Here is a 25,368-nt window from a genome sequence, read left to right as displayed (position 1 = left end):
CGATGGGATTTTCCCTGCCGGGGCCGACCTGTAGGAGCTGCCGAAGGCTGCGATCTTTTGATCTTGATCTTTCGCTCTTGACTCAATTGGCAAGGGAAAGATCGCAGCCTCGTTGCACTCGTCAGCTCCTACAGGTGTGCACAAGAAATCTCTTACAAGGCGTCAGCCAAAGATTTTCTTGAAGAACTTCTGCATGTCCGCCCACGACTTCTCGTCGGCTTCCTTGTTATAACCAATGTCCGGCCCGCCATGTTCGCCGTGGCTCAAACGGTCGGCGTCTGGGTTGCTGAAGCCGTGTTTGGCGCCTTCGAGGCTGACGAATTTATAGTCGGCGCCGGCCTTGTCCATCTCGCTCTTGAACGCGGTGACGTTGTCCTGGGTGACCATGCTGTCCAGCGCACCGTGCTCGACCAGTACCTTGGCCTTGACCCTGCCCGGGGTGGCCGGGGTATTGGTCACCAGCGCGCCGTGGAAGCTCACCACGCCGGCCAGCGGTACACCCTGGCGCGCCGCATCCAGCACCACCTTGCCGCCGAAGCAGTAGCCGATGGCGGCCAGTTTGTCCGGATCGGTCTGGGGTTGTTTTTTCAGCAGGTCCAACCCTGCCTGGAAGCGTGCGCTGGCGGCTTTGCCGTCCTTGAGTGCCGCCTGCATGAAGGCCAGGGCGTCCTTGGGGTGCTCGGTGTTCTTGCCGTCGCCGTACATGTCGATGGCCAGGGCGCTGTAGCCCAGGCCCGCGAGGTCACGGGCGCGACGCTTGGCATAATCGTTCAGCCCCCACCATTCGTGAACCACCACCACGCCCGGGCGCGGGCCTTTGACGGCGTCGTCATAAGCGTAGTAACCGATCAGCTTGGTGCCATCGGCGCTGGTGTAGGGGAGCTCCTGGGTCTGGATGGCGGCGTGGCTCACACCGCTCATGGCCAGAAGTACAACAGCAAGCAGCCTGCGCATGACGGATCTCCTTATAAAAGTGGTCCGCACAGATTAGCCGATTCATTCAGCGCAGGTTCAGAGAACGTTCAAGGGGTGTTCAGGGATCGCTGGTTAACGTGACAGCGACTTCACACACCACCCATGCTTCAAAGGAGCTCGACCATGACTCAGATGAAAAAACTGTTGCTGGCTTTCACCGTGCTGGGCGCCAGCGCCTTGGCCCACGCCGATGACAACTTCGCCAGCCTGACCCTCGGCCAGACCAGCGACAAGGTCAAGAAATCCGACGCCCTGGATGCCAACCTGAACCACCCGAACGCCGACGGCATCATCGGCAAGGACACCACGTATGGCCTGCGCCTGGGCAAGCAGAACGACCAGGGCCGCTACTACGCCACCTACGACAACGTCTCGGGCACCCACAACGGCATCAAATTGCGCCAGGAGAATCTGTTGGGCAGCTACGATGTGTTCCTCCCAGTCACCAGCACGACCAAACTGTTCGGTGGCGGCACGGCGGGACTGACCAAGCTGACCCAGGATTCTCCCGGTTTCAGCCGCGACAGCGACATCGGCTACGCGGTAGGCCTGCAGGGCGGTGTGCTGCAACAAATTTCGCAAAACACCTCGGTTGAACTGGGTTACCGTTACCTGCGCAGCAACGCCAGCACCGAGATGAGCCCGCACGGTGGTGACAAGGTCGGTTCGCTGGACCTGACCAGCAGCGCCCAGACCTACCTGTCCGCCAACTACACGTTCTAAGCGGGCGAGGGTGAGTGTATCCAGCCGGATCGGTCAAAGACGATCCGGCGCCTTTCGTTGAGGTGCGCCGCGCGCGATTGTTTGATTTGCCTGGGGAGAGGCTCCATGAAATTACTGGTCGTCGAAGACGAAGCGCTGTTGCGTCATCACCTGCAAACCCGTCTCACTGACAGCGGCCATGTGGTGCAGGCCGTGGCCAATGCCGAAGAAGCCTTGTATCAGGTTCGCGAATTCAACCATGACCTGGCGGTGATCGACCTGGGCTTGCCGGGCATCAGCGGGCTGGAACTGATCCGCCGGCTGCGCTCGCAGGACAAGACGTTTCCGATCCTGATCCTGACCGCCCGCGGCAACTGGCAGGACAAGGTCGAAGGCCTGGCCGCCGGTGCCGACGACTATGTGGTCAAGCCGTTTCAGTTCGAAGAGCTGGAGGCGCGCTTGAACGCCCTGTTGCGCCGCTCCAGTGGCTTCACCCAGTCGACCATCGTCGCTGGTCCATTGGTGCTGGACCTCAATCGCAAGCAGGCCGTCCTCGATGACGAGCCGCTGGCGCTGACCGCCTACGAATACCGCATCCTCGAGTACCTGATGCGCCATCACCAGCAGGTGGTGGCCAAGGACCGCTTGATGGAGCAGCTCTATCCCGATGACGACGAGCGCGATCCCAATGTCATCGAAGTGCTGGTAGGGCGCCTGCGCCGCAAACTGGAAGCCCCCGCCGGCTTCAAGCCGATCGATACCGTGCGCGGCCTGGGTTACCTGTTCAACGAGCGCTGCCAGTGATTCGTTCGCTTCGGCTGCGGCTGATGCTGGCCGCCATGACCCTGGCGGTGCTGTTCATGCTGGCCTTGTTGCCGGCCATGCAAGGCGCATTCAGCCTGGCGCTGCAGGAATCCATCGAGCAACGCCTGGCCTCGGACGTGACCACGCTGATTTCCGCCGCCCGGGTGGAAAACAACCGCTTGAAGATGCCGACGCAGTTGCCCGATGAGCGCTTCAACCTCGCCGATGCCCGCCTGCTGGGCTACATCTATGATCGAGAGGGCCGGTTGGTCTGGCGGTCCAAGGCCACCCAGGAAGAAAACATCAATTACACGCCGCGCTATGACGGCCAGGGCAACCAGTTCGCCCGCATTCGCGAAAACGACGGCCAGGAGTTCTTTGTCTATGACGTCGAGATCAAGCTGCTCGGTGGTCAGAATGCGGCGTTCAGTATCGTCACCCTGCAGCCGGTTCGTGACTACGAGGTGACCCTGCAGGGCCTGCGGGACAATCTCTACCTGGGTTTTGGCGCGGCCCTGGCGGTGTTGCTGGCGCTGTTGTGGATCGGCCTGACCTGGGGCCTGCGGGCACTGCGGCGGCTGAGCCAGGAGCTGGACGAAATCGAAAGCGGCGCCCGGGAAAGCCTCAGTACCGAGCACCCTCGGGAACTGTTGCGCCTGACCGGTTCCCTCAATCGCTTGCTCCACAGCGAGCGGGAGCAGCGCAGCCGTTATCGCGACTCCCTCGATGACCTGGCCCATAGCCTGAAGACCCCGCTGGCGGTGTTGCAAGGCGTCAGCGAGGACATGGCCCGGCGCCCCGAGGAGCGTGGCCAGGCCTGGGTGCTGCAAACCCAGATCGAACGCATGAGCCAGCAGATCGGCTACCAATTGCAGCGCGCCAGCTTGCGCAAAAGCGGGTTGGTGCGCCATCAGGTGCGCTTGCACCCGGTGCTGCAAAGTCTGTGCGACACGTTGGACAAGGTCTATCGCGACAAGCGGGTCAACGTGAGTTTCGATCTGCCGGAGCACTGCCAGGTGCCGATCGAACAGGGCGCCTTGCTGGAGATGCTCGGCAACCTGCTGGAGAACGCCTATCGACTATGCCTGGGCGAGGTGCGCGTCAGCGTGCACCAGACCCTCGGCGGCACGGAGTTGAGCGTCGAGGACGACGGGCCGGGCGTGCCGCCGGATCAACGTGCGCGGATCCTCCAACGGGGCGAACGGCTGGACCGTCAGCATCCGGGGCAGGGCATTGGCCTGGCGGTGGTCAAGGACATCATCGAAAGTTACGGCGCCCGGTTGACCCTCGGGGATTCAGAGCTGGGCGGGGCGGCGTTCCGGATTCATTTTCCGGTGGTTTGACTGGGGTGTTTTCGGTGTGTTTGCGGGCCTCATCGCGAGCAAGCTCGCTCCCACATTGGATTTTCGGCGCTCACAAATCCGCTGTGGGAGCGAGCTTGCTCGCGATGAGGCCCGTCAGCACGCCACAAAAAACAATCAGGAAATCAGTTCTCCAACTCCCTGTAGGCCCCCGGCGTCAGCCCCGTCCACTTCTTGAACGCCCGGTGAAACGCCGACGGTTCGGAGAAACCCAACTGTTCGGCAATCTGCTGCAACGACAAATCCGCACGCCCCAAGTGGTAGATGGCGATATCCCGCCGCAGCTGATCCTTGAGTTCCTGGAAGCTGGTGCCCTCCTCCCGCAGATGCCGGCGCAAGGTTTGCGGGCTGACGTGCAAGTGAGCGGCGACGGTGTCCAGGTCGGGCCAGTGTGCCGTGTCGCGGCTGAGCAGGCGGCGCAGTTGGGTGCTCAGGCTGTGGCCATCGTCCGGGCGTGACAGCAGGTCGGCGGGGGAGTGTTCGAGGAAATGCTTGAGGGTACGTTCGTCCTGCAACAGCGGCATGTCCAGGTAGCGGCTGTGGAACAGCAGGCTGCTGGCGGGCGCGTCGAACACCAGAGGGTAGGGGAACAATAAGTCGTATTCGGCCCCGTGGGCGGGCTTGGCATAGCCGAAAGTCACCTGCTCCAGGCCTATCCGCTGGCCGATCAGCCAACTGGCGAGGCGATGCCAGACCACCAGCAGGCTTTCAGTCAGGAAGTGATCGGGATCCCACAACGTCGAGTCGTCCAGCACCAGCCGCACCCGTTCGCCTTCGGTTTCCAGCGTCAGGCGTGGGGCGTCGGGGAACAAGCTGTAGAACAACAAGCCGCGCTGAAGGGCCTTGCCCAGGGTCCGACAGTGGATCAACGCGTGGCACATCATGGCAAACGTCCCGGGTTTACTCGCCGCCCGGCCGAATCCCAGGTATTCGTCCTCCATTGCCAGCCACAACGCTTGTAACAGGCGGGCGAACTGCTCCGGCGCAATTCGTGCACGCGGCTCATCCAAAAGCTCGGGGCTGATGCCCAGCTGTTGCAGCAAAGGCAAATAATCGAAGCCTTGCCGACGTGCGCCGCCCAGGGCTGCGCTGGCGAAGTGGCTGGCGATCGTGCGTTGGCGCATGGCAGAAATCCGTCCGTTAAGCGGGCGAATGGTAACAGGGGCTTGAGGCTGGGCAAGGCGGATATCCGCCAAATCCCGGAACGCGGGATGGTCTGTAGGCGGAAATCCGCCACTTATACACTGCGTTTAGTCGCGTGTGGAAACCGCAAGCCCGTCTGCTATACCGGGTGTAGGGCATTTCGCAAAAATGGCACGCGCTTTGCGATGCGTTGGGTAGGTCTGCCCCGTGCAGCCGAAAAAAACAAATCCCTCCAGTGCAGGAGGGTTCGCAATTGAGGTGCCGTGGACGACAGGTGGAAGTCGTCATACGGGACTCTTGAGGAAGGTTTGCCATGACGACTCGTCAGCCACTGTACAAATCCCTGTATTTCCAGGTGATCGTAGCCATTGCCATCGGCATTTTGCTCGGCCACTTCTACCCGCAGACCGGTGTTGCCCTCAAGCCATTCGGCGACGGGTTCATCAAACTGATCAAAATGGTCATCGCCCCCATCATCTTCTGTACCGTCGTCAGTGGTATCGGCGGCATGCAGAACATGAAATCGGTGGGCAAGACCGGCGGCTACGCGCTGCTGTACTTCGAAATCGTTTCCACCATTGCCCTGCTGATCGGTCTGGTCGTGGTCAACGTCGTGCAACCGGGCGCCGGCATGCACATTGACGTATCGACCCTGGACACCAGCAAGATCGCCGGTTTCATCTCGGCCAGTAAAGACCAGAGCATCGTCGCCTTCATCCTCAACGTGATCCCGAACACCATCGTCGGCGCGTTCGCCAACGGCGACATCCTGCAAGTGCTGATGTTCTCGGTGCTCTTCGGCTTCGCCCTGCATCGCCTGGGTGCCTACGGCAAGCCGGTGCTGGACTTCATCGATCGCTTCGCCCACGTGATGTTCATCATCATCAACATGATCATGAAGCTGGCTCCACTGGGTGCATTCGGTGCCATGGCCTTCACCATCGGTGCCTACGGTGTCGGTTCGCTGGTGCAACTGGGCCAGTTGATGATCTGCTTCTACATCACTTGCGTGGTGTTCGTGCTGGTCGTGCTGGGCGCCATCTGCCGCGCCCACGGCTTCAGCGTCATCAAGCTGATCCGTTACATCCGTGAAGAACTGCTGATCGTGCTGGGTACTTCCTCCTCGGAATCGGCCCTGCCGCGCATGCTGATCAAGATGGAGCGCCTGGGTGCCAAGAAATCTGTCGTAGGCCTGGTGATCCCGACTGGCTACTCGTTCAACCTCGACGGTACTTCGATCTACCTGACCATGGCGGCGGTGTTCATTGCCCAGGCCACCGACACCCAGATGGACCTGACTCACCAGATCACCCTGCTGCTGGTGCTGTTGCTGTCGTCCAAAGGTGCTGCTGGCGTGACCGGTAGCGGCTTCATCGTACTGGCGGCCACCCTGTCGGCCGTAGGTCACCTGCCGGTGGCCGGCCTGGCGCTGATCCTGGGTATCGACCGCTTCATGTCCGAAGCACGCGCCCTGACCAACCTGGTGGGCAACGCCGTTGCCACCATCGTGGTTGCCAAGTGGGTCAAGGAGCTGGACGAAGACCAGCTGCAGACCGAGCTGGCTTCCGGTGGTCGCGGTATCTCCGACGTTCGTGAAGATGACGAGCAGATCGCGGCGGCGCAGATTGCAGCGGCTGAGACCTCTGCTCCAGGCACTGTGAAGTAATCTTCAGGCTGCAATGAAAAAACCCGCTTCGGCGGGTTTTTTTATTGGAAGAACTCTTCAGTCGAGGAGGCTTCTGTGGTGAGGGTGCAAGCGCCCTCACCATAAGAGCGCTCACGCTGAGCGCAATGGTCATCCAGACTGGCACCTGCGGTAATTGCCCCACCGCCAGTCCCTGCCTAGTCTCTAACCATTCCCCACTTCGGAGATCACTCATGCAAGGCCCACTGGCATCGCTCAAGGTTCTGGATTTCTCGACCCTGTTGCCTGGCCCGTTCGCCTCGCTGTTGCTGGCAGACATGGGGGCCGAGGTGTTGCGCATCGAGTCGCCGACCCGTCAGGACTTGCTGCGGGTACTGCCGCCCCATGACCAGGGCGTATCGGCCAGCCACGCCTACCTCAACCGCAACAAGCGCAGCCTGGCCCTGGACCTCAAGCAGCCGGAAGCGTTGGAGGTGATCACGCAGTTGCTGGGGGGCTACGACATCCTGCTGGAACAGTTCCGCCCCGGCGTGATGGAGCGGCTGGGCCTGGGATACGAAGCCTTGAAAGCCATCAATCCGCGGCTGATCTACGTGTCGATCACCGGCTACGGTCAGACCGGCCCATATAAGGATCGCGCCGGCCACGACATCAATTACCTGGCCCTGGCGGGGCTGGCCAGCCACACCGGCCGTGCCGACAGCGGGCCGTTGCCGCTGGGCATTCAAGCGGCGGATATCGCCGGTGGTTCATTGCACGGGGTGATCGGACTGTTGGCGGCGGTCATCGCCCGTCAGCAGACCGGTCAGGGCCAGCACCTGGACGTGAGTATGACCGACTGCGTGTTCAGCCTCAACGCCATGGCCGGTGCCGGTTACCTGGCCTGCGGTGTGGAGCCGGGTTGGGAGAACCAGATGCTCAACGGCGGCAGCTTCTACGACTATTACCGTACCCGCGATGGTCGCTGGATGTCGGTAGGCAGCCTGGAACCGGCCTTCATGCAGGCGCTGTGCGAGGCTTTGGGGCGCCCGGAACTGGCGGCCCAGGGGCTGTCGCCCAAGCCTGAACAGCAACACGCCCTGAAGCAGGCGCTGCAAACCGAGTTCGAAAAGCATGATTTTGCCGAGCTTTGCCAACTGTTTGCCGGGATCGATGCCTGCGTCGAGCCAGTGCTGAGCCTGGAGGAAGCTGTCCGGCATCCGCAGTTACAGGCTCGGGAGCTGGTGAAGCAGGTGCCCCGAGGGGATGGTTCGAGCCAGGCGCAGATGGCCTGTCCGTTGCGGTTTTCAGAGGGGCTGCCCGAACCTCGCCATATTGGCGTGGGCCTGGGGGCGCATACGGATCAGGTGTTGGAGGCGTTGGGGTTCAGTGCGCAGCGGATTGCCGAATTGCGCAGGAGCGGGGTGGTCTTATAGGGCCGCAAGGCTGCCATCGCGAGCAAGCTCGCTCCCACACTGAATCTCTGGCGTTCATGGATCCTGTGGGAGCGAGCTTGCTCGCGATGAGGCCAGCCCAGCCACTACAAGAGCATCACTCCACCCGCGTTTCCCCGCTGAACACCAAGGTATTGCGACAGCTACGGCACAAATACCGCCGGCCCTGGCGTACCAGGCTGTGGCGCTGGGCCGAGAACGGGAAGTCGCTGCCATCGCAAGGGCACTTATAGATGTAGCGGGTCACACTGCGGCGTTTGATTTCGTAGGTGTGGCAACGGTTGGGTGGCAGTTCGTACACGCCGCGCATGATCAGTTGCCATTCTTCGCCATGGGGCTGGATGCGTTCGCCAAACAGTTGGTGGGCGATCAGGTGCGCGACTTCGTGGGCGACGGTCTGCTTGAGGAAGTCTTCGGCGTTTTCCCGGTACAACTGTGGGTTGAAGCGCAGCAGGTTTTCATGCAGGTGCGCGACACCGGCCTTCTGGCCACGCAATTTGAAGCTGACCACCGGGCGTTTGAAAGGACGTTTGAAAAAGGATTCGGCTTGTTGGTAACACTCTTCGACGCGGGTATTGAGTTGCTCGAGCATGCTTTACGGGTCTCCAGAAGCCCGAGTATGCCGCAAGCGTCGACCGTTGCGAATCGCCCAGGCGCCCAGTGGTCGTTTCAAACACAGGAAGGCCGCCTTGCGGCGGCCTGTGTTGGCAGATCCTGCTTTTTTATTGGAGGGCATTACTTCAATTGGTATAGACCGGGCCGACGCCCAGCCCCCAGACGATCACAGTGAACGCCATGATGGCCACCAGCACCACCAGGCCGACCGCGAGCACCGAACTGGAAAACAGAAAACCTTCGTCCTGGGGAATGTTCATGAACGTTGGCAGGCCTACATACAACAGATAGACGGTGTAGCAGATTGCCGCCGTGCCGACGATCATCCCCAGCCACATGTGCGGGTAGAGCGCCGCCAGGCCGCCGATGAACAGAGGTGTCGCGGTGTAGGTGGCGAACGCGACGCAACGGGCCAGGCTCGGATTGGCATCGTAGGTGCGGGCCATCCAGTGGATGAAGGCACCCATTACCGCCACACCGCCCAACATGGCCAGGTACGACATGATGGTCATCCACAGCGCGCTTTCCTGCGTGAGCATGACCGGTGGACGATTGCCGATGACCCATCCCACCTGCGTGGTGCCGATGAACGCCGAAACCGCGGGAATGGCCGCCAGGATCAGCGTGTGGGTGAGGTACATGTGGCTGATGCTTTCCTCCTGATCGCCACGGATTTCTTTCCATTCTTGATCAGGGTGGGTAAAGAGCCCCACGACATGATGGATCATAGTCAGTCACTCCTTTGTTATTGCCATCGCCCCCCAACGGAGCGCCTACACGGGCCAAGGTGGCCAAGTAAGTAAAGGTCTGAAATATGTGTGCGACCTTATGTCGCAGTATAGAAAGGAGTTACTCCGAGGGGGATGGGAGGCTTAGAGCAAATCGCGCTGTAGAAAGGAGCGTTAATCGCCGATGAGTCTGTGCACCGCTCCGGCTGGAAAAATTCGGCTGTGGCGAGGGGATTTATCCCCGCTGGGGTGCGAAGCGCCCCCAATCCATTGGCTCCCCAGTAACTCAGTCGTTAATGAGGGGGCTGCTGCGCAGCCCAACGGGGATAAATCCCCTCGCCACAATAGAGCCCGTCATGAGCCTTCGCCGAAAATGGATTTTTTGCGTAAAATGCCGGCCTTTCGTCACACCTCACGGATTTCGCGTCATGGGCACTCTTACGGTCAACCAGAACAAACTGCAAAAGCGCCTGCGCCGCCAGGCCGGTGAGGCGGTCGCCGATTTCAACATGATCGAGGACGGCGACAAGGTCATGGTCTGCCTGTCCGGCGGCAAGGACAGCTATACCTTGCTCGATGTGCTGATGCATTTGCAGAAGGTTGCGCCGATCAAGTTCGACATCGTCGCGGTGAACATGGACCAGAAGCAGCCCGGGTTCCCCGAGCATGTGCTGCCGGCCTATCTCGAGTCGCTGGGCGTGGAATATCACATCGTCGAAAAAGACACCTATTCGGTGGTCAAGGAACTGATTCCCGAAGGCAAGACCACCTGTTCGCTATGCTCGCGCCTGCGGCGCGGAACGCTCTACACCTTTGCCGACGAGATCGGTGCGACCAAGATGGCCCTGGGTCACCATCGCGACGACATCGTCGAGACCTTCTTCCTGAACATGTTCTACAACGGTTCGCTCAAGGCCATGCCGCCCAAGCTGCGGGCCGATGACGGGCGCAACGTGGTGATCCGCCCGCTGGCCTATTGCAGCGAGAAAGACATCCAGGCCTATTCGGATTTCAAACAGTTCCCGATCATCCCCTGCAACCTGTGCGGCTCCCAGGAAAACCTGCAACGCCAGGTGGTCAAGGAGATGCTCCAGGAGTGGGAACGCAAGACCCCGGGCCGTACCGAGAGCATTTTCCGTGGTTTGCAGAACGTCATTCCGTCGCAACTGGCGGACCGCAACCTGTTCGACTTCACCAACCTGCGCATCGACGAAAACGCCACGCCGCGGTTCGTCAACGTGGTGAACCTCTGACGGCGCCAACCGCTCTATTCACGGCGCCAGTGGCTATAAGGGCCACTGGCGCCGTTTTCATTTCCGACCCCAGGAGAGGGCATGCGCGATTACAAGTGGCTGCACGAGTATTGTCTGAACCGCTTCGGTTCGGCGGCTGAACTGGAAGCCCACCTGCCGGTTCCCAAGACCCCGGCGCAACTGCGCAAGATCGGCGACGACCGCTACCTTTCGACCATGGCGCTGCGAGTGTTCCGCGCCGGGCTCAAGCACAGCCTGGTGGACGCCAAGTGGCCGGCGTTCGAAGAGGTGTTCTTCAAGTTCGATCCGGAGAAAGTCGTACTGATGAGCGCCGAGCACCTGGAGCGGTTGATGCAGGACGCGCGGATCATCCGCCACCTGGGCAAGCTCAAGAGCGTGCCGCGCAACGCGCAACTGATATTGGACGTGGCCCATGAAAAGGGCAGCTTTGGCGCACTGGTGGCCGACTGGCCGGTGACCGACATCGTTGGCCTGTGGACCTACCTGAAAAAGCACGGCCATCAACTGGGCGGCCTGTCGGCGCCGCGCTTCTTGCGGATGATGGGCAAGGACACCTTCGTGCCCAGTTATGACGTGGTGGCTGCCCTCAATGCCCAGGACATCATCGACAAAGTCCCCACCAGCCAGCGGGACCTGGCGACGGTGCAGAGTGCCTTCAACCAGTGGCATGAAGAGAGCGGAGGAAGGCCCATGAGCCAGATATCGATGATGCTGGCGTACACCGTGAATCATTGAGACCGCGTTGCGGCCATCGCGAGCAAGCCCGCTCCCACAGGGTGCCATCGAGCCACTGTGGGAGCGAGCTTGCTCGCGATAGCGGTATATCAGGCGACGGAAATCTCGCCTTCCCCCGCCAACCGCCGGTTCAACTGGAACCGCCAGCGCACATACAGCAGGGCCGAGCAGAACACCGCCACGCTCGCCGCCATTTCCAGCACGCCGAACAGCTGACGGTTCGGGTCATAGGCCGCCAGTGCGCCTTTGATGAAGTACAGGTTCACCACGAAGCACATCCATGAGTGTCCACGGGCGCTGCCGCTGAGCATGCCGGGCGCGAGTATCAACAGCGGCACCAGTTCGATCAGCAGAATCACCCAGGGCCGCGCGCCGTGCAGGTCGGCGATCAGCAGGTAGTAGGCGCTGAGCAACCCCACCAGGCCGAAAAAGCACAGCAGGCTGAGGACGCGGGCCAGGCGTACGCGCGGTTCGAGCCATTGGGCGGAAGGCAGGATCTTCGGCTTCTTAGCCACGGCCGTTCTCCAGCAGCAGGGCGGTTTTCGCCAGGCGCAAACCCAAGGCGCGGCACAGGGCGACTTCATGTTCGTTCAAGCCACTTTTACCGTCGGCCCCGGCATGATGGCTCGGACCGTAGGGCGTGCCGCCGCCCTGGGTGTCGATCAGGGCCGATTCGCTGTAGGGCAGGCCGGTGATCAGCATGCCGTGGTGCAACAGCGGCAGCATCATCGACAGCAGGGTGGTTTCCTGGCCGCCGTGCAGGCTCGCGGTGGAGGTGAACACCCCGGCCGGTTTGCCTACCAGTGCGCCGGTCAGCCACAGGTTGCTGGTGCCGTCGAGAAAGTACTTGAGCGGCGCAGCCATGTTGCCGAACCGCGTCGGGCTGCCCAAGGCCAGGCCGGCGCAGTTTTTCAGGTCATCGAGGCTGGCGTAGAGCGGGCCTTGCTCAGGGATGTCCGGGGAAACCGCTTCGCACTCGGCGGAAATCGCCGGTACCGTACGCAGCCTGGCTTCCAGCCCGGCCTGTTCGACACCACGGGCGATCTGCCGGGCCATTTCGTTGGTGGAGCCGCTGCGGCTGTAATACAGCACCAGGATGTACGGCGTGGTCACGGCAGGATCTCCAGAATCTTCTCCGGCGGCCGGCCGATCACGGCCTTTTCACCGGCTTCCAGAATCGGCCGTTCCATGAGTTTCGGGTGGGCGGCGATGGCCGCGATCAACTGGGCCTGGCTCAGGCTTTCGTCGGCCAGGTTCAGGTCTTTGTATTCATCCTCGCCGGTGCGCAGCAATTGCCGGGCGGTGATGCCGAGCTTGCCCAGCAGGCGTTCCAGTTGCGCGGCGTCGAGCGGGGTTTCCAGGTAGCGGACCACGGTGGGCGTCAGGCCGCGGGCCTCCAACAGTTCCAGCGCACCGCGGGATTTCGAGCAGCGCGGGTTGTGATAAAGAGTCAGATCGGTCATGAGCGGGTCGCATCTTGCGTAAGGTGGCGGCTATTCTACTGTGCCGCGAAGTCCCTAGCACCTTAGAGAGGCGACGGGTCGCAGCAGCGTTCACATTCAGACAAGGATTGGTACATGACAAGGCGATTGATGGCGGCACTGACATTCATGGGCATCCTGTTGCTTGCTGGTTGCGGAAACGACTACGGAGTGGACCAGAACGGCCAGGCCATCGACTCGCAGCGGCTGGACAAACAATGGCTGGTGCTCAACTACTGGGCGGAATGGTGTGCGCCGTGCCGCACCGAAATCCCGGAATTCAATGCCTTGGCCGAACAGCTCAAGGGGCGCAACGTCGGTGTATTCGGGGTCAATTTCGACCAGGTGCAGGGCGAAGAACTCAAGAGTGCCAGCGACAAGATGGGGATTCGCTTCACGGTGCTGGCCCGGGATCCGGCCGAGATCTTCGACCTGCCTCGCAGTGAAGGCTTGCCGGTGACTTACATCATCGATAACCGGGGCAAGGTGCGCGAACAGTTGCTGGGGGAGCAGACGGCGGCGGGGGTAATGGCCAAGCTTGAGGCGTTGCAGGCGTTCAAATAATCCCTGTTTTGACAGGTGGGATCCCTTGTGGCGAGGGGATTTATCCCCGTTGGGCTGCGCAGCAGCCCCCTGCGTCCCGTCTGACAAACTGTAGCGGCAAATAGATCTGGGGCCGCTTCGCAGCCCAGCGGGGATAAATCCCCTCGCCACAGGGGATCCATGCCGGATTCAGGATCTTTCCCCGGAGGCCTCAGCCCTCTTCCAGCCACCACCGCAGCGGCTTGCCCTGGGCCGGCCAGAAGCGCATCTGCTCGATGGGCGAGATGTCCCAGCGTTCGACCTTCTCCAAGGCCTGCAAGAAGCGTGTCTCCTGTTCCATCAGCGCCGGGGCGCAGAGCTTGCGGGTGCTGCCGATCTTGCCGAAGCTCAAGCGATGGCCTTCCAGGGTGTAGGGCGCGAACCAGTGGTTGCAGCCGCCGTTGCCGTAGGCCCGGCCGTCATCCCCAAGGGTGATGGTCAGGTGGCTGTAGTCCATCAATGGCCGCTCGCCGATCCATTCCAGGATATAGCTGCGGTTGTGTTGCAACTGCACAGGTTCCGCGGCACACCCCATCAGGCTCATGCCGATCGACGCGGACAGGGCCAAACGTTTCATCAGGCGGCTTCCTGGCATGTCGGGCACAGGTGTTTTTCACCCACGGTGGTCCAGCCCAGTTCGGCGATCCGTGCGCTGGCGGCCGGTTTCTCGGCCTTGACGCCGAGTTTGGCATCGACGGCGAACTCGAAGCTCAGTGCCTTGGCGCAAGCGTCGCAGTTGACCTGCCAGGTATGGATCGCCAGTTCGCCGAACACCGGGCCGGTGGTCATGGCCGTCCATTGGCCCATGGGTTTGAGCAGGTGTCGCACGGTGTCCACCGTCAGACGCATGGACAAATCCTTGCTGCCCTTGAGCGTGACGAGCAGTACATCGTTGGCCTGGATCGAACCGCCATTGCCAGTGACCTGGTAGCGGCCCGGCGCCAGGGCGCGGACTTCGGTCAGGGTGTGCTGCGGGTTCATCAGGGTGTAGCGAAAATCGTGTTCGGCCATGGGTCCTCCAAATAGGCGCGACATGCTAGCACGGGGCATGGCTTGGGATGGTCAACCACGAATCTTGCCGACGAAACTCCACCTCCTGTGGGAGCGAGCTTGCTCGCGATGGCGACGGATCAGTCAGCCTGGATGTCGACTGACAGACCGCTATCGCGAGCAGGCTCGCTCCTACAAGGGGGAATGTTGGTTCAGGTTTAGTGGTCAACCAGGTTCTGCGGCGTGCCGGCCGCCCAGGCCGCGATGTTGTCCAGGGTGGTCATGGCAATCGCCGCCAGGGCTTCATGGGTGAGGAAGGCCTGGTGGGCGGTGATCACCACGTTGGGGAAGGTCAGCAGGCGTGCCAGCACATCGTCTTGCAAGGGCTGGTCGGAGCGGTCCTTGAAGAACAGTTCGGCCTCTTCTTCATAGACATCCAACCCCAAATAGCCCAATTGGCCGCTCTTCAGCGCCTCGATCAGGGCCGGTGTATCCACCAGGCCGCCGCGTCCGGTGTTGATCAACATGGCGCCGCGTTGCATCGACGCCAGGGAGCGGGCGTTGATCAGGTGGCGGCTCTGTTCGTTCAGCGGGCAGTGCAGGCTGATGATCTGCGCCTGCGCCAGCAGTTCATCCAGAGCCAGATAGCGCGCACCCAAGGCTTGCACCTGAGGATTGGGGTACGGGTCGTAAGCCAGTAGCTGACAGCCGAAACCGGCCATGATCCGCGCGAACGTCGCGCCGATCTGCCCGGTACCGATCACGCCGACGGTCTTGCCCACCAGGTCGAACCCCGTCAACCCATGGAGGCTGAAATTGCCATCCCGGGTGCGGTTGTAGGCGCGGTGTAGGCAGCGATTGAGGGCCATGATCAGCGCCACGGCATGTTCGGCCACGGCATGGGGTGAGTAGGCCGGTACGCGGACGATGCTCAAGCCCAGACGCTTGGCGGCGGGCAGGTCGACGTGGTTGTAGCCGGCCGAGCGCAGGGCGATCAGCCGCGTGCCGCCCGCGGCCAGCCGTTCCAGCACCGGGGCGCTCAGGTCATCGTTGATGAAGGCACAGACCACTTCATGCCGTTCGGCCAGGGCCACGGTGTCCAGGTTCAGGCGGGCGGGCTGGAACTGCAACTCGAGGCCGGCGGGCGCCGGGGCTTTGATGAAACTGTCACGGTCGTAGGTCTGGCTGCTGAAAAGAATCGCGCGCATGGGGCCTCCTGGCAAAAAAATACAGTCGGGGTCGGAGCATGGATTTTCAGCGATTCCGATTTCCAGGGTATTGCCCTGGATCAGGCGCTGATACGCGCCTCGCTGGCCAGGCGGTTGATAGCGCGCTCCAGTTCTTCCAGGGCGACGGCAGCCTTGGGGTCCTGTTGCTTGAGCAGGGTTTCGCTGCGCTGGCAGGCCGCCCGCAATTGCGGTACGCCGCAGTAGCGGGTGGCGCCGTGCAGGCGGTGGACCCGTTCGATCAGGGCGTTGTGATCGTTGGCCTCGCTGGCCTGGCGGATCGCTTCGCGGTCGGCTTCCAGGGATGCGAGCAGCATCGCCAGCATATCCGCTGCCAGATCGGCCTTGCCAGCGGCCAGGCGCAAGCCTTCTTCATGATCGAGCACCAGCAGTTCGCTGCCACCCTGGGCATCGCTGTTGCGCTCCGGCGACTGGTTTCGCAGGGCCAGGCCGGTCCATTTGAGCACCACCTGGGCCAGTTGCCGTTCGCTGATGGGCTTGGTCAGGTAGTCGTCCATGCCGCTTTGCAGCAGGGCGCGTTTTTCGTTGGCCATGGCGTGGGCGGTGAGGGCGACGATGGGCAGCGGCGTGCAGTGCCGCTCGCTTTCCCACTGGCGGATCGCCTCGGTGCTCTGGCGACCGTCCATGCCGGGCATCTGCACGTCCATCAACACCAGGTCGAAGGTTTCCTTCTGCACGGCCTTGACCGCCGCGTAACCGCTTTCCACCGCCAGTACCTTGGCGCCCATGTCTTCGAGCAGGGTTTGCACCAGCAGCAGGTTGGCCGGGTTGTCGTCCACGCACAGCACTTTCGGGGCACGGCTGGAAACCGGCTCACTGGGTTCGCTGCGGGGCGGGCGCGGGTTGACCAGGTCGGACAGCGCGCGGCGCAACTTGCGGGTGCAGGCCGGCTTGGCCTGCAACTGACTGTGGGGGTTGGGCACCGAGAGGTGGTACAGAGTCTGTTCCGTGGTGGGGCACAGCACGAGCACTTTGCAGCCCAAGTGCTCAAGGTCCCAGATGTGCTGGTTGAGGCGCTCCGGCGGCATGTCGTTGCTGGTGATGCCCAGCACGGCCAGATCGATCGCCTGGTCGGTCTGGTGGGCGACGGTGATGCCGTTGGTCAGGCTCTCCAGGGTGTTGAACGGCGTCACTTGCAGGCCGCAGTCTTCGAGCTGGTGCTGCAAGGCCTGGCGGGCCAGTTCATGGTTCTCCAGCACCGCTACGCGCCGGCCCAGCAACGGCGGGCCCGGCAGGTCTTCGGCATCGTCGCGGGTCTTGGGCAAGCGCAGGCTGATCCAGAACTCGGAGCCTTCGCCCGGTGTGCTGTCGACGCCGATCTCGCCGCCCATCTGTTCCACCAGGCGCTTGGAGATCACCAGGCCCAAGCCGGTGCCACCCGGTTGTCGGGACAGCGAGTTGTCGGCCTGGCTGAATGCCTGGAACAGCGCCCGCACGTCCTGGTTGGACAGGCCGATACCGGTGTCCTGGATGCTGATGCGCAACTGCACGCTGTCTTCGTGCTCGTCTTCGAGCATGGCCCGGGCGACGATGGTGCCCTCGCGGGTGAACTTGATGGCGTTGCTCACCAGGTTGGTGAGGATCTGCTTGAGGCGCAGCGGATCGCCCACCAGCGACAGCGGCGTGTCCCGGTAGACCAGACTCACCAGTTCCAGCTGCTTGGCGTGGGCGGCCGGGGCGAGGATGGTCAGGGTGTCTTGCAGCAGGTCCCGCAGGTTGAACGGAATGCTGTCGAGCACCAGTTTGCCGGCCTCGATCTTCGAAAAGTCGAGGATCTCGTTGATGATCCCCAGCAGGCTGTCGGCGGATTTCTCGATGGTGCCCAGGTAATCGAGCTGGCGCGGGGTCAGCTCGCTTTTTTGCAACAGGTGGGTAAAGCCGAGAATGCCGTTGAGCGGTGTGCGGATTTCATGGCTCATGTTCGCCAGGAACTCGGACTTGATCCGGCTCGCTTCCAGGGCTTCCTTGCGGGCCAGGTCCAACTCGATGTTCTGGATCTCGATGGTTTCCAGGTTCTGGCGCACGTCTTCGGTGGCCTGGTCGATGCTGTGCTGCAATTCTTCCTGGGCGTTCTGCAAGGTACTGGCCATGCGATTGATGCCCGAGGCCAGTTCATCCAGCTCCTGGCTGCCCAACGGTGGCAGGCGGGTTTCCAGATGACCGTCCTTGAGTTGCGCCACGGCTTGCTTGATCTGGCTCAGCGGGCGGTTGATCGTGCGGCCCATGCGCAGGGCCAGCAGCGCTGTCAGGCACAGGCCGGCGGCGATCAGCAGCAGGCTGGCGAACAGGCTGCGATAGCCGCGCAGCAACATACCGCTGTGGGACAGCTCCAGCTCGACCCAGCCCAGCAGGCGGTCGGCTTCTTCGGGAATCAGTTCGCCCGCCAGGTTGCGGTGTTTGCCGAATACCGGCAGCAGGTAGCGCGTGGCGTCGTTGCCGGTGCGTTGCAGCAGCTGTGCACTGTTGCCTTCCGGTGCCCGGTTGAGCATGGTCGGGCCGGCGTGGGCCAGCGGCGCGCGGTCGGGGGCGAGGAAAGTCACGGCGCGTACGTCCGCTTGCTCGAGGGACTGGGTGGCGATGCGCTCCAGCAGATCGGTGTCCTGGCGGCTCATGGCCGGGGCGACCAACGGGGCCAGTTGCTCGGCGATCATCTCGCCACGTTGCAGCAACTGGGCGTGCAGGTCCGATTGCTGCATCCAGGTGAAATAACCGCCCAGGACCAGCGCCATCAGGCTGGTCGGCAACAGGGTCAGCAACAGCACGCGGCCTTTGATTCCCAGTTTCTTGAGCACACTTGTCTCCTGCATCCAGCGGTCTGATTGAGCTGTGCGCGCATCCGGCACGCACCACCTGCGCAGTGTAGCGATTTGCGGGCGGGCGATCTTCGTAAATTCGTGTCTGCCGTGCATTCGTAGCGCTGGGCAATTGCCCACGGCGATAAACGGTGGTGGCGTCTGGAGTCAATTTTGCGATGACCGGTAGCATTGCGCTCGGCTTATTCCCATAAGCCATAACCACCACACTTTGCGTGATATGGCCGCGCCAGGTTTGCCGGTATGATAGGCGCCCCCGCAGCCCGGATTGCGAATACGCCATGACTTTGCAGTACCCCACCATCGCCGATTGCGTCGGCAACACCCCGCTGGTCCGCTTGCAGCGCTTGCCCGGCGAGACCACTAATACGCTTTTGCTCAAGCTCGAAGGGAATAACCCGGCGGGTTCGGTCAAGGACCGGCCGGCGCTGTCGATGATCACCCGTGGCGAGTTGCGCGGGCAGATCCAGCCTGGCGATACGCTGATCGAGGCGACCTCCGGCAACACGGGTATTGCCTTGGCCATGGCGGCGGCGATCAAGGGCTACAAGATGATCCTGATCATGCCCGACAACTCCAGTGCCGAGCGCAAGGCGGCGATGACGGCCTATGGCGCCGAGTTGCTCCTGGTGACCCAGGAGCAGGGCATGGAAGGTGCCCGGGACCTGGCCGAGCGCATGCAGGCCGAGGGGCGTGGCAAGGTGTTGGATCAGTTCGCCAACGGCGACAATCCCGAGGCCCACTACACCACCACCGGCCCTGAGATCTGGCGCCAGACCGGCGGCACCATCACCCATTTCGTCAGCTCGATGGGCACCACCGGTACCATCATGGGTACCTCGCGCTACCTGAAAGAACAGAACCCGAACGTGCAGATCATCGGCCTGCAACCGATGGAAGGCTCGGCCATCCCCGGCATCCGCCGCTGGCCCGAGGAGTATCTGCCGAAGATCTACCAGGCCGAGCGCGTGGACCGCATCATCGACATGGCCCAGAGCGAGGCCGAGGACGTGACCCGTCGCCTGGCGCGTGAAGAGGGCATCTTCTGCGGCGTGTCTTCGGGCGGTGCCGTGGCGGGGATGTTGCGCCTTTCCAAGGAAGTTGAAAACGCGGTGATCGTCGCGATCATCTGCGACCGTGGCGACCGTTACCTGTCGACCGGCATTTTCGACGCGCCCAACTGATGGCCAAGCAAGAGAGAGGCCTGCGCTTCCAGCCCAGCGGCGGGAGCCGGGCCCCGCAAGTGCCCACCGGTAAAAAGCAGCGCCTGACCATTGAACGCCTGGCCAACGATGGCCGGGGCATTGCGTTTGTCGATGGCCGGACCTGGTTTGTCATCGGTGCCCTGGCCGGCGAAGAGGTCGAGGCGCGGGTGCTCGGTGCTCACGGCAAAGTAGTCGAGGCGCGTACCGAGCGGGTGTTCCTGTCCAGTGATCTGCGTCGTGCGGCGCCGTGCATCCATGCCGGTCGTTGCGGCGGTTGCAGCGTCCAACATTTGCCCCATGACGAACAACTCGCCCTGAAACAGCGCATGCTCGCCGAGCAACTGTCGCGGGTGGCCGCAGTGGAGCCGCAGGAATGGGCGGCACCATTGAGCGGGCCTGAGTTCGGTTATCGGCGTCGCGCCCGCGTGGCGGTGCGCTGGGATCAGAAGGCGAAAAAACTCGAAGTGGGTTTCCGTGCTGTCGGCAGCCAGGACATCGTCGCCATTGGTGATTGCCCGGTGCTGGTACAGCCCTTGCAGCCGATCATGAGTCGCCTGCCAGAGATGCTTCGACGCCTGAGTAAACCCCAGGCGCTGGGGCATGTGGAATTGTTCGCCGGTTCGTCCCTTGCGGTATTGCTGCGCCACATGGCGCCGCTGTCGGAGGCCGACCTGGCGATCCTCAAGGATTTCTGCGCGTTTCACGATGCCCAGTTGTGGTTGCACGGTGCAGGTGAACCGCAACCGGTCGAGCCCGGACAGGCCCTGGGCTTTCGCCTGGATGCCTGGGATCTTGAGCTGGCGTACCGGCCCGGGGATTTCATCCAGGTGAACGCCGGGGTCAACGAGGCGATGATCGCCCAGGCCCTGCAATGGCTGGCGCCGCGCTCCGAGGAGCGGGTGCTGGACCTGTTCTGCGGCCTGGGCAATTTTGCCTTGCCGCTGGCCAAAAGCGTGCGCCAAGTGGTGGCTGTGGAAGGCGTGCAAACCATGGTGGACCGTGCGGCGGCCAATGCCGTCAGCAACAATTTGAATAACACTGCCTTTTTTCAGGCCGATTTATCCCAGCCTCTGGCGGATGCCGAATGGATCGGCGAAGGCTTTTCTGCGGTACTCTTGGACCCACCCCGTGACGGTGCTTTCGAGGTGGTGCGCAAGCTGTCGTCCCTGGGGGCCAAACGGTTGGTTTATGTATCGTGCAACCCGGCAACTTTGGCCCGGGATACGGTCGAACTGATCAAGCAGGGCTACCGGTTAAAACGTGCCGGGATTCTCGATATGTTTCCTCAAACGGCGCATGTCGAGGCCATGGCGTTATTTGAAGCGAGCCAGGATGGCTTGTCCGACTGACCCGTTCGTGCCAACCCGCCACAGCCCTGGGCGGAAACACGGGCAGCGAAGGTCAGCGAAGTTGACGCATTGAATCTGCGTCGTAGGGAAGGTAAGTAAAGATGGTACAGGTGAGAGCACACCAGCCGATCAACACCGACGGCAGTATCAATCTCGAGGCTTGGCTCGATCATGCGGTCAGCGTCGACATGGCACTGGATCGCGAAGCCTTGAAGGCCGCCTGCGAGTTCGCTCGCGAGGCGGAGCAGCAACACAACGCGGCGAAGAACCTGTGGTCCGAAGGCACCTCGAGTTTCCAGACGGGCCTGGAGATCGCCGAAATTCTCGCTGACCTCAAGCTCGACCAGGATTCCCTGGTGGCGGCGGTGCTGTACCGCGGCGTGCGCGAAGGACAGATCCAGCTACCGGTGGTCAGCCAGCGTTTCGGCACCGTGGTGGCCAAGCTGATCGACGGCGTGCTGCGCATGGCCGCTATCAGCGCCAGCCTCAGCCCGCGCCAGTCCATGGTGTTGGGCACCCAGGGCCAGGTGGAAAACCTGCGCAAGATGCTGGTGGCGATGGTCGACGACGTGCGCGTCGCGCTGATCAAGCTGGCCGAGCGCACCTGCGCGATCCGCGCCGTGAAGTCCGCCGATGACGAAAAGCGCAATCGCGTCGCCCGGGAGGTGTTCGACATCTACGCCCCCCTGGCCCATCGTCTGGGCATCGGTCACATCAAGTGGGAGCTGGAGGACCTGTCCTTCCGCTACCTGGAGCCCGACCAATACAAGCAGATCGCCAAGCTGTTGCATGAGCGGCGCCTGGATCGCGAGCGCTTTATCACCGATGTGATGACCCAGTTGCGCGAGGAGTTGCAGGCCACCGGCGTGGAAGCCGACATCAGTGGCCGGGCCAAGCACATCTACTCGATCTGGCGAAAAATGCAGCGCAAGGGCCTGGAATTCAGCCAGATCTACGACGTTCGCGCCGTTCGTGTGCTGGTCCCGGAAATGCGCGACTGCTATACCGCGCTGGGGATCGTCCACACCTTGTGGCGGCACATTCCGAAGGAGTTCGACGACTACATCGCCAACCCCAAGGAAAACGGCTATCGCTCGTTGCACACGGCGGTGATCGGCCCCGAGGGCAAGGTGCTGGAAGTGCAGATCCGCACCCATGCCATGCACGAGGAAGCCGAGCTGGGCGTTTGTGCCCACTGGAAATACAAGGGCACCGACGTCAAGTCCGGGTCCAACCACTACGAAGAGAAAATCTCCTGGCTGCGCCAGGTGCTCGAGTGGCATGAGGAACTGGGTGACATCGGCGGCCTGGCCGAACAGCTGCGCGTGGACATCGAACCGGACCGGGTCTATATATTCACCCCCGACGGCCACGCGATCGACTTGCCCAAGGGCGCGACACCGCTGGACTTCGCCTACCGGGTCCACACCGAGATCGGCCACAACTGCCGTGGCGCCAAGATCAACGGGCGGATCGTGCCGCTCAACTACAGCCTGCAGACCGGCGAGCAGGTCGAGATCATCACCAGCAAGCACGGTACGCCGAGCCGCGACTGGCTGAACCCGAACCTGGGCTACATCACCACATCCCGGGCGCGGGCGAAAATCGTCCATTGGTTCAAGCTGCAGGCCCGCGATCAGAACGTCGCTGCCGGCAAGACCTTGCTCGAGCGTGAACTCGGGCGTCTGGGCCTGCCGCAGGTGGACTTCGACAAGCTGGCCGAAAAAGCCAACATGAAAACCGCCGAGGACATGTTTGCCGCCCTCGGTGCCGGCGATCTGCGCCTTGCACAGTTGGTCAACCTGGCCCAGCAACTGGTGGAACCGGAGCGTGGCAACGAGCAACTGGAGCTGATCCCGCGCAAGGCCACCGGCTACAAACCGGGCAAGCGCGGCGATATCCAGATCCAGGGCGTGGGCAACCTGATGACCCAGATGGCCGGCTGCTGCCAGCCATTGCCGGGGGATGCGATCGTCGGCTACATCACCCAGGGCCGCGGCGTGAGCATTCACCGCCAGGACTGTGCCTCGGTGCTGCAACTGGCCGGTCGCGAGCCGGAGCGGATCATCCAGGTCAGTTGGGGCCCGGTGCCGGTGCTCACCTACCCGGTGGACATCGTCATCCGCGCCTACGACCGATCCGGCCTGCTGCGTGACGTGTCCCAGGTGTTGCTGAACGAGCGGATCAACGTGCTGGCGGTCAATACCCGTTCGAACAAGGAAGACAACACCGCGCTGATGTCCCTGACCATCGAGATTCCGGGGCTGGATGCGCTGGGGCGGTTGCTGGGGCGGATCTCCCAGTTGCCGAACATCATCGAGACCCGGCGTAACCGGACGCCAGGTTAAGCGCAGTCCAAACATGTGGGAGCGAGCTTGCTCGCGATAGCGGTCTATCAGTGACAGAGATGTTGACTGGTGTTCCGTCATCGCGAGCAAGCTCGCTCCCACAGGGCTTTTTTGTGACGGGATGGATTGATGTATAGCCTTGAAGACCTGCTCCACATGATGAACCGCCTGCGGGACCCGCAGTACGGCTGCCCGTGGGACATCAAGCAAACCTACGCCACCATCGTTCCTCATACGCTTGAAGAAGCTTACGAGGTGGCCGATGCAATCGAGCGCGGCGATTTCGATCACTTGCAGGGCGAGTTGGGCGACCTGTTGTTCCAGGTGGTGTATTACAGCCAGTTGGCCCGGGAAGAAAACCGCTTCGAATTCGCCGGCGTGGTCGACAGCATCACCCGCAAGCTGATCCGTCGTCATCCCCATGTGTTTCCTACCGGTGACCTTTATGCCCCGGTGGACATTCCTCGCCTGAGTGAAGAACAGGTCAAGCATCGCTGGGAAGAGATCAAGGCAGAGGAACGAGCCGAGAAAGCCTCGGCGCCCGAACAGTTGTCGTTGCTCGACGATGTGCCGGGTGCGCTGCCGGCGTTGTCCCGTTCGGCGAAATTGCAAAAGCGTGCCGGCCAGGTCGGTTTCGACTGGCCAGGTCCTTTGCCGGTGCTCGACAAGGTCCGGGAGGAACTGGACGAAGTGCTCGAAGCCATGGCCGACGATGATCCGGTCGCCATCAGCGACGAGATTGGCGACCTGCTGTTCAGTGTGGTGAACCTGGCTCGCCATCTGAAAGTCGACCCGGAAAGCGCCCTGCGGGGGGCCAACGGGAAATTCGAGCGGCGGTTCCGATTTATCGAACAGGCATTGCGCGACACCCACCGTCCCATGGAAGATTGCACCCTCGAAGAGTTGGACGCCTTGTGGGGCGAAGCCAAACGTCAGGAAAAGAATTTGCCCAGCTGTGGCTGAGGCCGTTGCCTAAGTGAGTAAGCACCATGAGCCTTTCCCTTCGCGACCAGTTGCTCAAAGCAGGGCTGGTCAACCAAAAGCAGGCCAAGCAGGTCGGCAAAGAGAAACAGAAGCAGCAGCGCCTGGCCCACAAAGGCCAGATCGAACTGGATGATTCCCAGCAGCGTGCCGCCCAGGAAGCCATGGCCGAAAAGGTCAAGCGCGACCAGGAACTCAACCGGCAGCAGCAGGAAAAGGTCGAGCAGAAGGCCCGGGCCGCGCAGATCAAGCAATTGATCGAGGTCTCGCGCCTGCCGAAGCTGACCACTGAGGATTATTACAACTTCGTCGACGACAAGAAGGTCAAGCGCATCTCGGTCAATACGCTGATGCGCAACAAATTGAGCAGTGGCTCCCTGGCGATCGTCCACCATGCCGGCGGCTACGAAGTGATCCCGCGCGAGGCAGCCCTGAAGATCCAGGAACGCGACCCCAAGCGCATCGTCCAGCTCAACACCCAGACCGAAGAAGTGGATGCCGATGATCCGTACGCGGCGTATCAGATTCCTGATGATTTGATGTGGTAAGAGCGGCTCAATGTCGTTGAGCTGAAACACAAAACATGTGGGAGCGAGCTTGCTCGCGATGGCGTCATATCAGTCAATGTCTCTTTCACTGATATACCGCTATCGCGAGCAAGCTCGCTCCCACAGGTTTTTTTATCGTTCAGGATTCTGCCATTTCACGCGAGCGCAGTCGTTCCTCACGCTCCAGCTCAGCCTTGTAGCTATGGGCGTCCGTTTCGGAGTGGAACATCCCCACCAGCAGATCCTGCTGACGCACATCCCAGATCCGGATCCCGGCAGCAATGGCTTCGTGGGACATGTGGGCATCATCACGTTCATTTACTTTCACAGTCATCTTGCAAGCTCCAATCTCTGTTATCTGCAGCAAGGCGTGTGCAGGACTTTGTTATAGATTTGGATAGCGTGCTAA

At 61.9% G+C, this 25,368-nt stretch carries 25 protein-coding genes; 13 read left to right on the top strand and 12 right to left on the bottom strand.

The window, feature by feature from the left end:
- Positions 1-162 precede the first annotated feature (162 nt).
- Complete coding sequence (locus AB7M32_RS25915; RefSeq protein ID WP_454251804.1) at positions 163-954, bottom strand: dienelactone hydrolase family protein; 792 nt, start codon at positions 952-954, stop codon at positions 163-165.
- Positions 955-1,098: 144 nt separating this feature from the next.
- Here AB7M32_RS25915 and AB7M32_RS25910 point away from each other — a divergent pair, with 144 nt between their 5' ends.
- From AB7M32_RS25910 to AB7M32_RS25900, 3 genes are all read left to right on the top strand, one after another.
- Positions 1,099-1,698 carry a hypothetical protein gene (locus AB7M32_RS25910; protein WP_092169949.1) on the top strand — a complete coding sequence of 200 codons (600 nt, stop codon included), beginning with the start codon at positions 1,099-1,101 and terminating at the stop codon, positions 1,696-1,698.
- 105 nt (positions 1,699-1,803) lie between these two features.
- Positions 1,804-2,481 (top strand): response regulator, encoded by a 678-nt coding sequence (locus AB7M32_RS25905; protein ID WP_454251803.1) that lies wholly within the window; start codon positions 1,804-1,806, stop codon positions 2,479-2,481.
- Positions 2,478-3,824, top strand: a complete 1,347-nt coding sequence (locus tag AB7M32_RS25900) for an ATP-binding protein (protein ID WP_454251802.1) — start codon at positions 2,478-2,480, stop codon at positions 3,822-3,824. Before AB7M32_RS25905 ends, AB7M32_RS25900 begins: the two co-directional genes overlap by 4 nt.
- 143 nt (positions 3,825-3,967) lie before the next feature.
- On the opposite strand, the gene AB7M32_RS25895 is transcribed toward AB7M32_RS25900, so the two are convergent.
- Positions 3,968-4,966 (bottom strand): AraC family transcriptional regulator, encoded by a 999-nt coding sequence (locus tag AB7M32_RS25895; protein ID WP_454251801.1) that lies wholly within the window; start codon positions 4,964-4,966, stop codon positions 3,968-3,970.
- 332 nt (positions 4,967-5,298) lie between these two features.
- Between AB7M32_RS25895 and AB7M32_RS25890 the strand changes: the two genes are divergently transcribed.
- On the top strand, positions 5,299-6,651 hold the full coding sequence (locus tag AB7M32_RS25890) for a dicarboxylate/amino acid:cation symporter (RefSeq protein ID WP_454251800.1): 1,353 nt from the start codon (positions 5,299-5,301) through the stop codon (positions 6,649-6,651).
- Between the two features lie 212 nt (positions 6,652-6,863).
- Positions 6,864-8,045 (top strand): CaiB/BaiF CoA transferase family protein, encoded by a 1,182-nt coding sequence (locus tag AB7M32_RS25885; RefSeq protein ID WP_454251799.1) that lies wholly within the window; start codon positions 6,864-6,866, stop codon positions 8,043-8,045.
- Positions 8,046-8,160: 115 nt separating this feature from the next.
- Here the strand turns inward: AB7M32_RS25885 and AB7M32_RS25880 are convergent, their stop codons facing one another.
- Positions 8,161-8,655: a SprT family zinc-dependent metalloprotease gene (locus AB7M32_RS25880; RefSeq protein WP_003204703.1), complete on the bottom strand. Its 495-nt coding sequence runs from the start codon at positions 8,653-8,655 to the stop codon at positions 8,161-8,163.
- A 148-nt stretch (positions 8,656-8,803) separates the two neighbouring features.
- Positions 8,804-9,406, bottom strand: a complete 603-nt coding sequence (locus AB7M32_RS25875; protein WP_039591896.1) for a Yip1 family protein — start codon at positions 9,404-9,406, stop codon at positions 8,804-8,806.
- Positions 9,407-9,834: 428 nt separating this feature from the next.
- Here AB7M32_RS25875 and ttcA point away from each other — a divergent pair, with 428 nt between their 5' ends.
- Together ttcA and AB7M32_RS25865 are read left to right on the top strand one after the other, a co-directional pair.
- Positions 9,835-10,659: a tRNA 2-thiocytidine(32) synthetase TtcA gene (gene ttcA, locus AB7M32_RS25870; RefSeq protein ID WP_003204698.1), complete on the top strand. Its 825-nt coding sequence runs from the start codon at positions 9,835-9,837 to the stop codon at positions 10,657-10,659.
- An 81-nt stretch (positions 10,660-10,740) separates the two neighbouring features.
- Positions 10,741-11,415 (top strand): DNA-3-methyladenine glycosylase I, encoded by a 675-nt coding sequence (locus AB7M32_RS25865; RefSeq protein ID WP_454251798.1) that lies wholly within the window; start codon positions 10,741-10,743, stop codon positions 11,413-11,415.
- An 89-nt stretch (positions 11,416-11,504) separates the two neighbouring features.
- Here AB7M32_RS25865 and AB7M32_RS25860 read toward each other — a convergent pair whose 3' ends face one another.
- From AB7M32_RS25860 to arsC, 3 genes are read right to left on the bottom strand one after another with little or no spacing between them, the layout of a single operon-like run.
- The gene (locus tag AB7M32_RS25860; protein ID WP_454251797.1) at positions 11,505-11,930 is read right to left on the bottom strand and encodes a DUF2069 domain-containing protein; all 426 of its coding nucleotides are present in this window, start codon (positions 11,928-11,930) and stop codon (positions 11,505-11,507) included.
- A complete protein-coding gene (wrbA, locus tag AB7M32_RS25855; protein WP_003204695.1) occupies positions 11,923-12,528 on the bottom strand; it encodes an NAD(P)H:quinone oxidoreductase in 606 nt (201 codons plus the stop codon). The genes AB7M32_RS25860 and wrbA overlap by 8 nt, the downstream gene beginning before the upstream one ends.
- Entirely contained in the window at positions 12,525-12,878 is a 354-nt protein-coding gene (gene arsC / locus AB7M32_RS25850; RefSeq protein WP_072411837.1) for an arsenate reductase (glutaredoxin), read from the bottom strand. Before arsC ends, wrbA begins: the two co-directional genes overlap by 4 nt.
- 114 nt (positions 12,879-12,992) lie before the next feature.
- On the opposite strand from arsC, the gene AB7M32_RS25845 reads away from it, so the two are divergent.
- A complete protein-coding gene (locus tag AB7M32_RS25845; RefSeq protein ID WP_060741056.1) occupies positions 12,993-13,460 on the top strand; it encodes a TlpA disulfide reductase family protein in 468 nt (155 codons plus the stop codon).
- 190 nt (positions 13,461-13,650) lie between these two features.
- On the opposite strand, the gene AB7M32_RS25840 is transcribed toward AB7M32_RS25845, so the two are convergent.
- The 4 genes from AB7M32_RS25840 to AB7M32_RS25825 form a co-directional block, all read right to left on the bottom strand.
- Positions 13,651-14,055 carry an META domain-containing protein gene (locus AB7M32_RS25840; RefSeq protein WP_060741057.1) on the bottom strand — a complete coding sequence of 135 codons (405 nt, stop codon included), beginning with the start codon at positions 14,053-14,055 and terminating at the stop codon, positions 13,651-13,653.
- Positions 14,055-14,489: a hypothetical protein gene (locus tag AB7M32_RS25835; protein WP_092169984.1), complete on the bottom strand. Its 435-nt coding sequence runs from the start codon at positions 14,487-14,489 to the stop codon at positions 14,055-14,057. The genes AB7M32_RS25840 and AB7M32_RS25835 overlap by 1 nt, the downstream gene beginning before the upstream one ends.
- Positions 14,490-14,686: 197 nt before the next feature.
- The gene (locus AB7M32_RS25830; RefSeq protein WP_454251796.1) at positions 14,687-15,676 is read right to left on the bottom strand and encodes a 2-hydroxyacid dehydrogenase; all 990 of its coding nucleotides are present in this window, start codon (positions 15,674-15,676) and stop codon (positions 14,687-14,689) included.
- 80 nt (positions 15,677-15,756) lie between these two features.
- Positions 15,757-18,507, bottom strand: a complete 2,751-nt coding sequence (locus AB7M32_RS25825; protein WP_192261235.1) for a response regulator — start codon at positions 18,505-18,507, stop codon at positions 15,757-15,759.
- A gap of 302 nt (positions 18,508-18,809) precedes the next feature.
- On the opposite strand from AB7M32_RS25825, the gene cysM reads away from it, so the two are divergent.
- The 5 genes from cysM (at position 18,810) to AB7M32_RS25800 (ending at position 24,959) form a co-directional block, all read left to right on the top strand.
- Positions 18,810-19,712, top strand: coding sequence for a cysteine synthase CysM (cysM, locus tag AB7M32_RS25820; RefSeq protein WP_454251795.1), 903 nt, complete (start codon positions 18,810-18,812; stop codon positions 19,710-19,712).
- Positions 19,712-21,082 carry a 23S rRNA (uracil(1939)-C(5))-methyltransferase RlmD gene (rlmD, locus tag AB7M32_RS25815; protein WP_454251794.1) on the top strand — a complete coding sequence of 457 codons (1,371 nt, stop codon included), beginning with the start codon at positions 19,712-19,714 and terminating at the stop codon, positions 21,080-21,082. Before cysM ends, rlmD begins: the two co-directional genes overlap by 1 nt.
- A gap of 101 nt (positions 21,083-21,183) precedes the next feature.
- Positions 21,184-23,430: a GTP diphosphokinase gene (gene relA / locus AB7M32_RS25810; protein WP_014339754.1), complete on the top strand. Its 2,247-nt coding sequence runs from the start codon at positions 21,184-21,186 to the stop codon at positions 23,428-23,430.
- Positions 23,431-23,559: 129 nt separating this feature from the next.
- On the top strand, positions 23,560-24,393 hold the full coding sequence (gene mazG / locus AB7M32_RS25805; protein WP_454251793.1) for a nucleoside triphosphate pyrophosphohydrolase: 834 nt from the start codon (positions 23,560-23,562) through the stop codon (positions 24,391-24,393).
- A gap of 26 nt (positions 24,394-24,419) precedes the next feature.
- Positions 24,420-24,959: a DUF2058 domain-containing protein gene (locus AB7M32_RS25800; RefSeq protein WP_053124301.1), complete on the top strand. Its 540-nt coding sequence runs from the start codon at positions 24,420-24,422 to the stop codon at positions 24,957-24,959.
- 139 nt (positions 24,960-25,098) lie between these two features.
- Here AB7M32_RS25800 and AB7M32_RS25795 read toward each other — a convergent pair whose 3' ends face one another.
- Complete coding sequence (locus AB7M32_RS25795; protein ID WP_454251792.1) at positions 25,099-25,293, bottom strand: hypothetical protein; 195 nt, start codon at positions 25,291-25,293, stop codon at positions 25,099-25,101.
- Positions 25,294-25,368 lie beyond the last annotated feature (75 nt).

This window comes from Pseudomonas sp. R151218B TE3479 (assembly GCF_053629195.1).
The sequence above is the reverse complement of the archived record's forward strand: the minus strand, read 5'-3'. Positions and strand labels throughout refer to the sequence as shown.

Bases quoted from the DNA above. Each gene is read 5' to 3' on its own strand.
- AB7M32_RS25910 (WP_092169949.1), top strand. From the start codon at position 1,099: ATGACTCAGATGAAAAAACTGTTGCTGGCTTTCACCGTGCTGGGCGCC.
- AB7M32_RS25795 (WP_454251792.1), bottom strand. From the start codon at position 25,293: ATGACTGTGAAAGTAAATGAACGTGATGATGCCCACATGTCCCACGAA.
- AB7M32_RS25880 (WP_003204703.1), bottom strand. From the start codon at position 8,655: ATGCTCGAGCAACTCAATACCCGCGTCGAAGAGTGTTACCAACAAGCC.
- AB7M32_RS25845 (WP_060741056.1), top strand. From the start codon at position 12,993: ATGACAAGGCGATTGATGGCGGCACTGACATTCATGGGCATCCTGTTG.
- rlmD (WP_454251794.1), top strand. From the start codon at position 19,712: ATGGCCAAGCAAGAGAGAGGCCTGCGCTTCCAGCCCAGCGGCGGGAGC.
- AB7M32_RS25875 (WP_039591896.1), bottom strand. From the start codon at position 9,406: ATGATCCATCATGTCGTGGGGCTCTTTACCCACCCTGATCAAGAATGG.
- AB7M32_RS25840 (WP_060741057.1), bottom strand. From the start codon at position 14,055: ATGAAACGTTTGGCCCTGTCCGCGTCGATCGGCATGAGCCTGATGGGG.
- AB7M32_RS25865 (WP_454251798.1), top strand. From the start codon at position 10,741: ATGCGCGATTACAAGTGGCTGCACGAGTATTGTCTGAACCGCTTCGGT.
- AB7M32_RS25905 (WP_454251803.1), top strand. From the start codon at position 1,804: ATGAAATTACTGGTCGTCGAAGACGAAGCGCTGTTGCGTCATCACCTG.
- ttcA (WP_003204698.1), top strand. From the start codon at position 9,835: ATGGGCACTCTTACGGTCAACCAGAACAAACTGCAAAAGCGCCTGCGC.
- AB7M32_RS25885 (WP_454251799.1), top strand. From the start codon at position 6,864: ATGCAAGGCCCACTGGCATCGCTCAAGGTTCTGGATTTCTCGACCCTG.
- AB7M32_RS25835 (WP_092169984.1), bottom strand. From the start codon at position 14,489: ATGGCCGAACACGATTTTCGCTACACCCTGATGAACCCGCAGCACACC.
- AB7M32_RS25800 (WP_053124301.1), top strand. From the start codon at position 24,420: ATGAGCCTTTCCCTTCGCGACCAGTTGCTCAAAGCAGGGCTGGTCAAC.
- mazG (WP_454251793.1), top strand. From the start codon at position 23,560: ATGTATAGCCTTGAAGACCTGCTCCACATGATGAACCGCCTGCGGGAC.
- arsC (WP_072411837.1), bottom strand. From the start codon at position 12,878: ATGACCGATCTGACTCTTTATCACAACCCGCGCTGCTCGAAATCCCGC.
- AB7M32_RS25890 (WP_454251800.1), top strand. From the start codon at position 5,299: ATGACGACTCGTCAGCCACTGTACAAATCCCTGTATTTCCAGGTGATC.
- AB7M32_RS25830 (WP_454251796.1), bottom strand. From the start codon at position 15,676: ATGCGCGCGATTCTTTTCAGCAGCCAGACCTACGACCGTGACAGTTTC.
- relA (WP_014339754.1), top strand. From the start codon at position 21,184: ATGGTACAGGTGAGAGCACACCAGCCGATCAACACCGACGGCAGTATC.
- cysM (WP_454251795.1), top strand. From the start codon at position 18,810: ATGACTTTGCAGTACCCCACCATCGCCGATTGCGTCGGCAACACCCCG.
- AB7M32_RS25895 (WP_454251801.1), bottom strand. From the start codon at position 4,966: ATGCGCCAACGCACGATCGCCAGCCACTTCGCCAGCGCAGCCCTGGGC.
- AB7M32_RS25915 (WP_454251804.1), bottom strand. From the start codon at position 954: ATGCGCAGGCTGCTTGCTGTTGTACTTCTGGCCATGAGCGGTGTGAGC.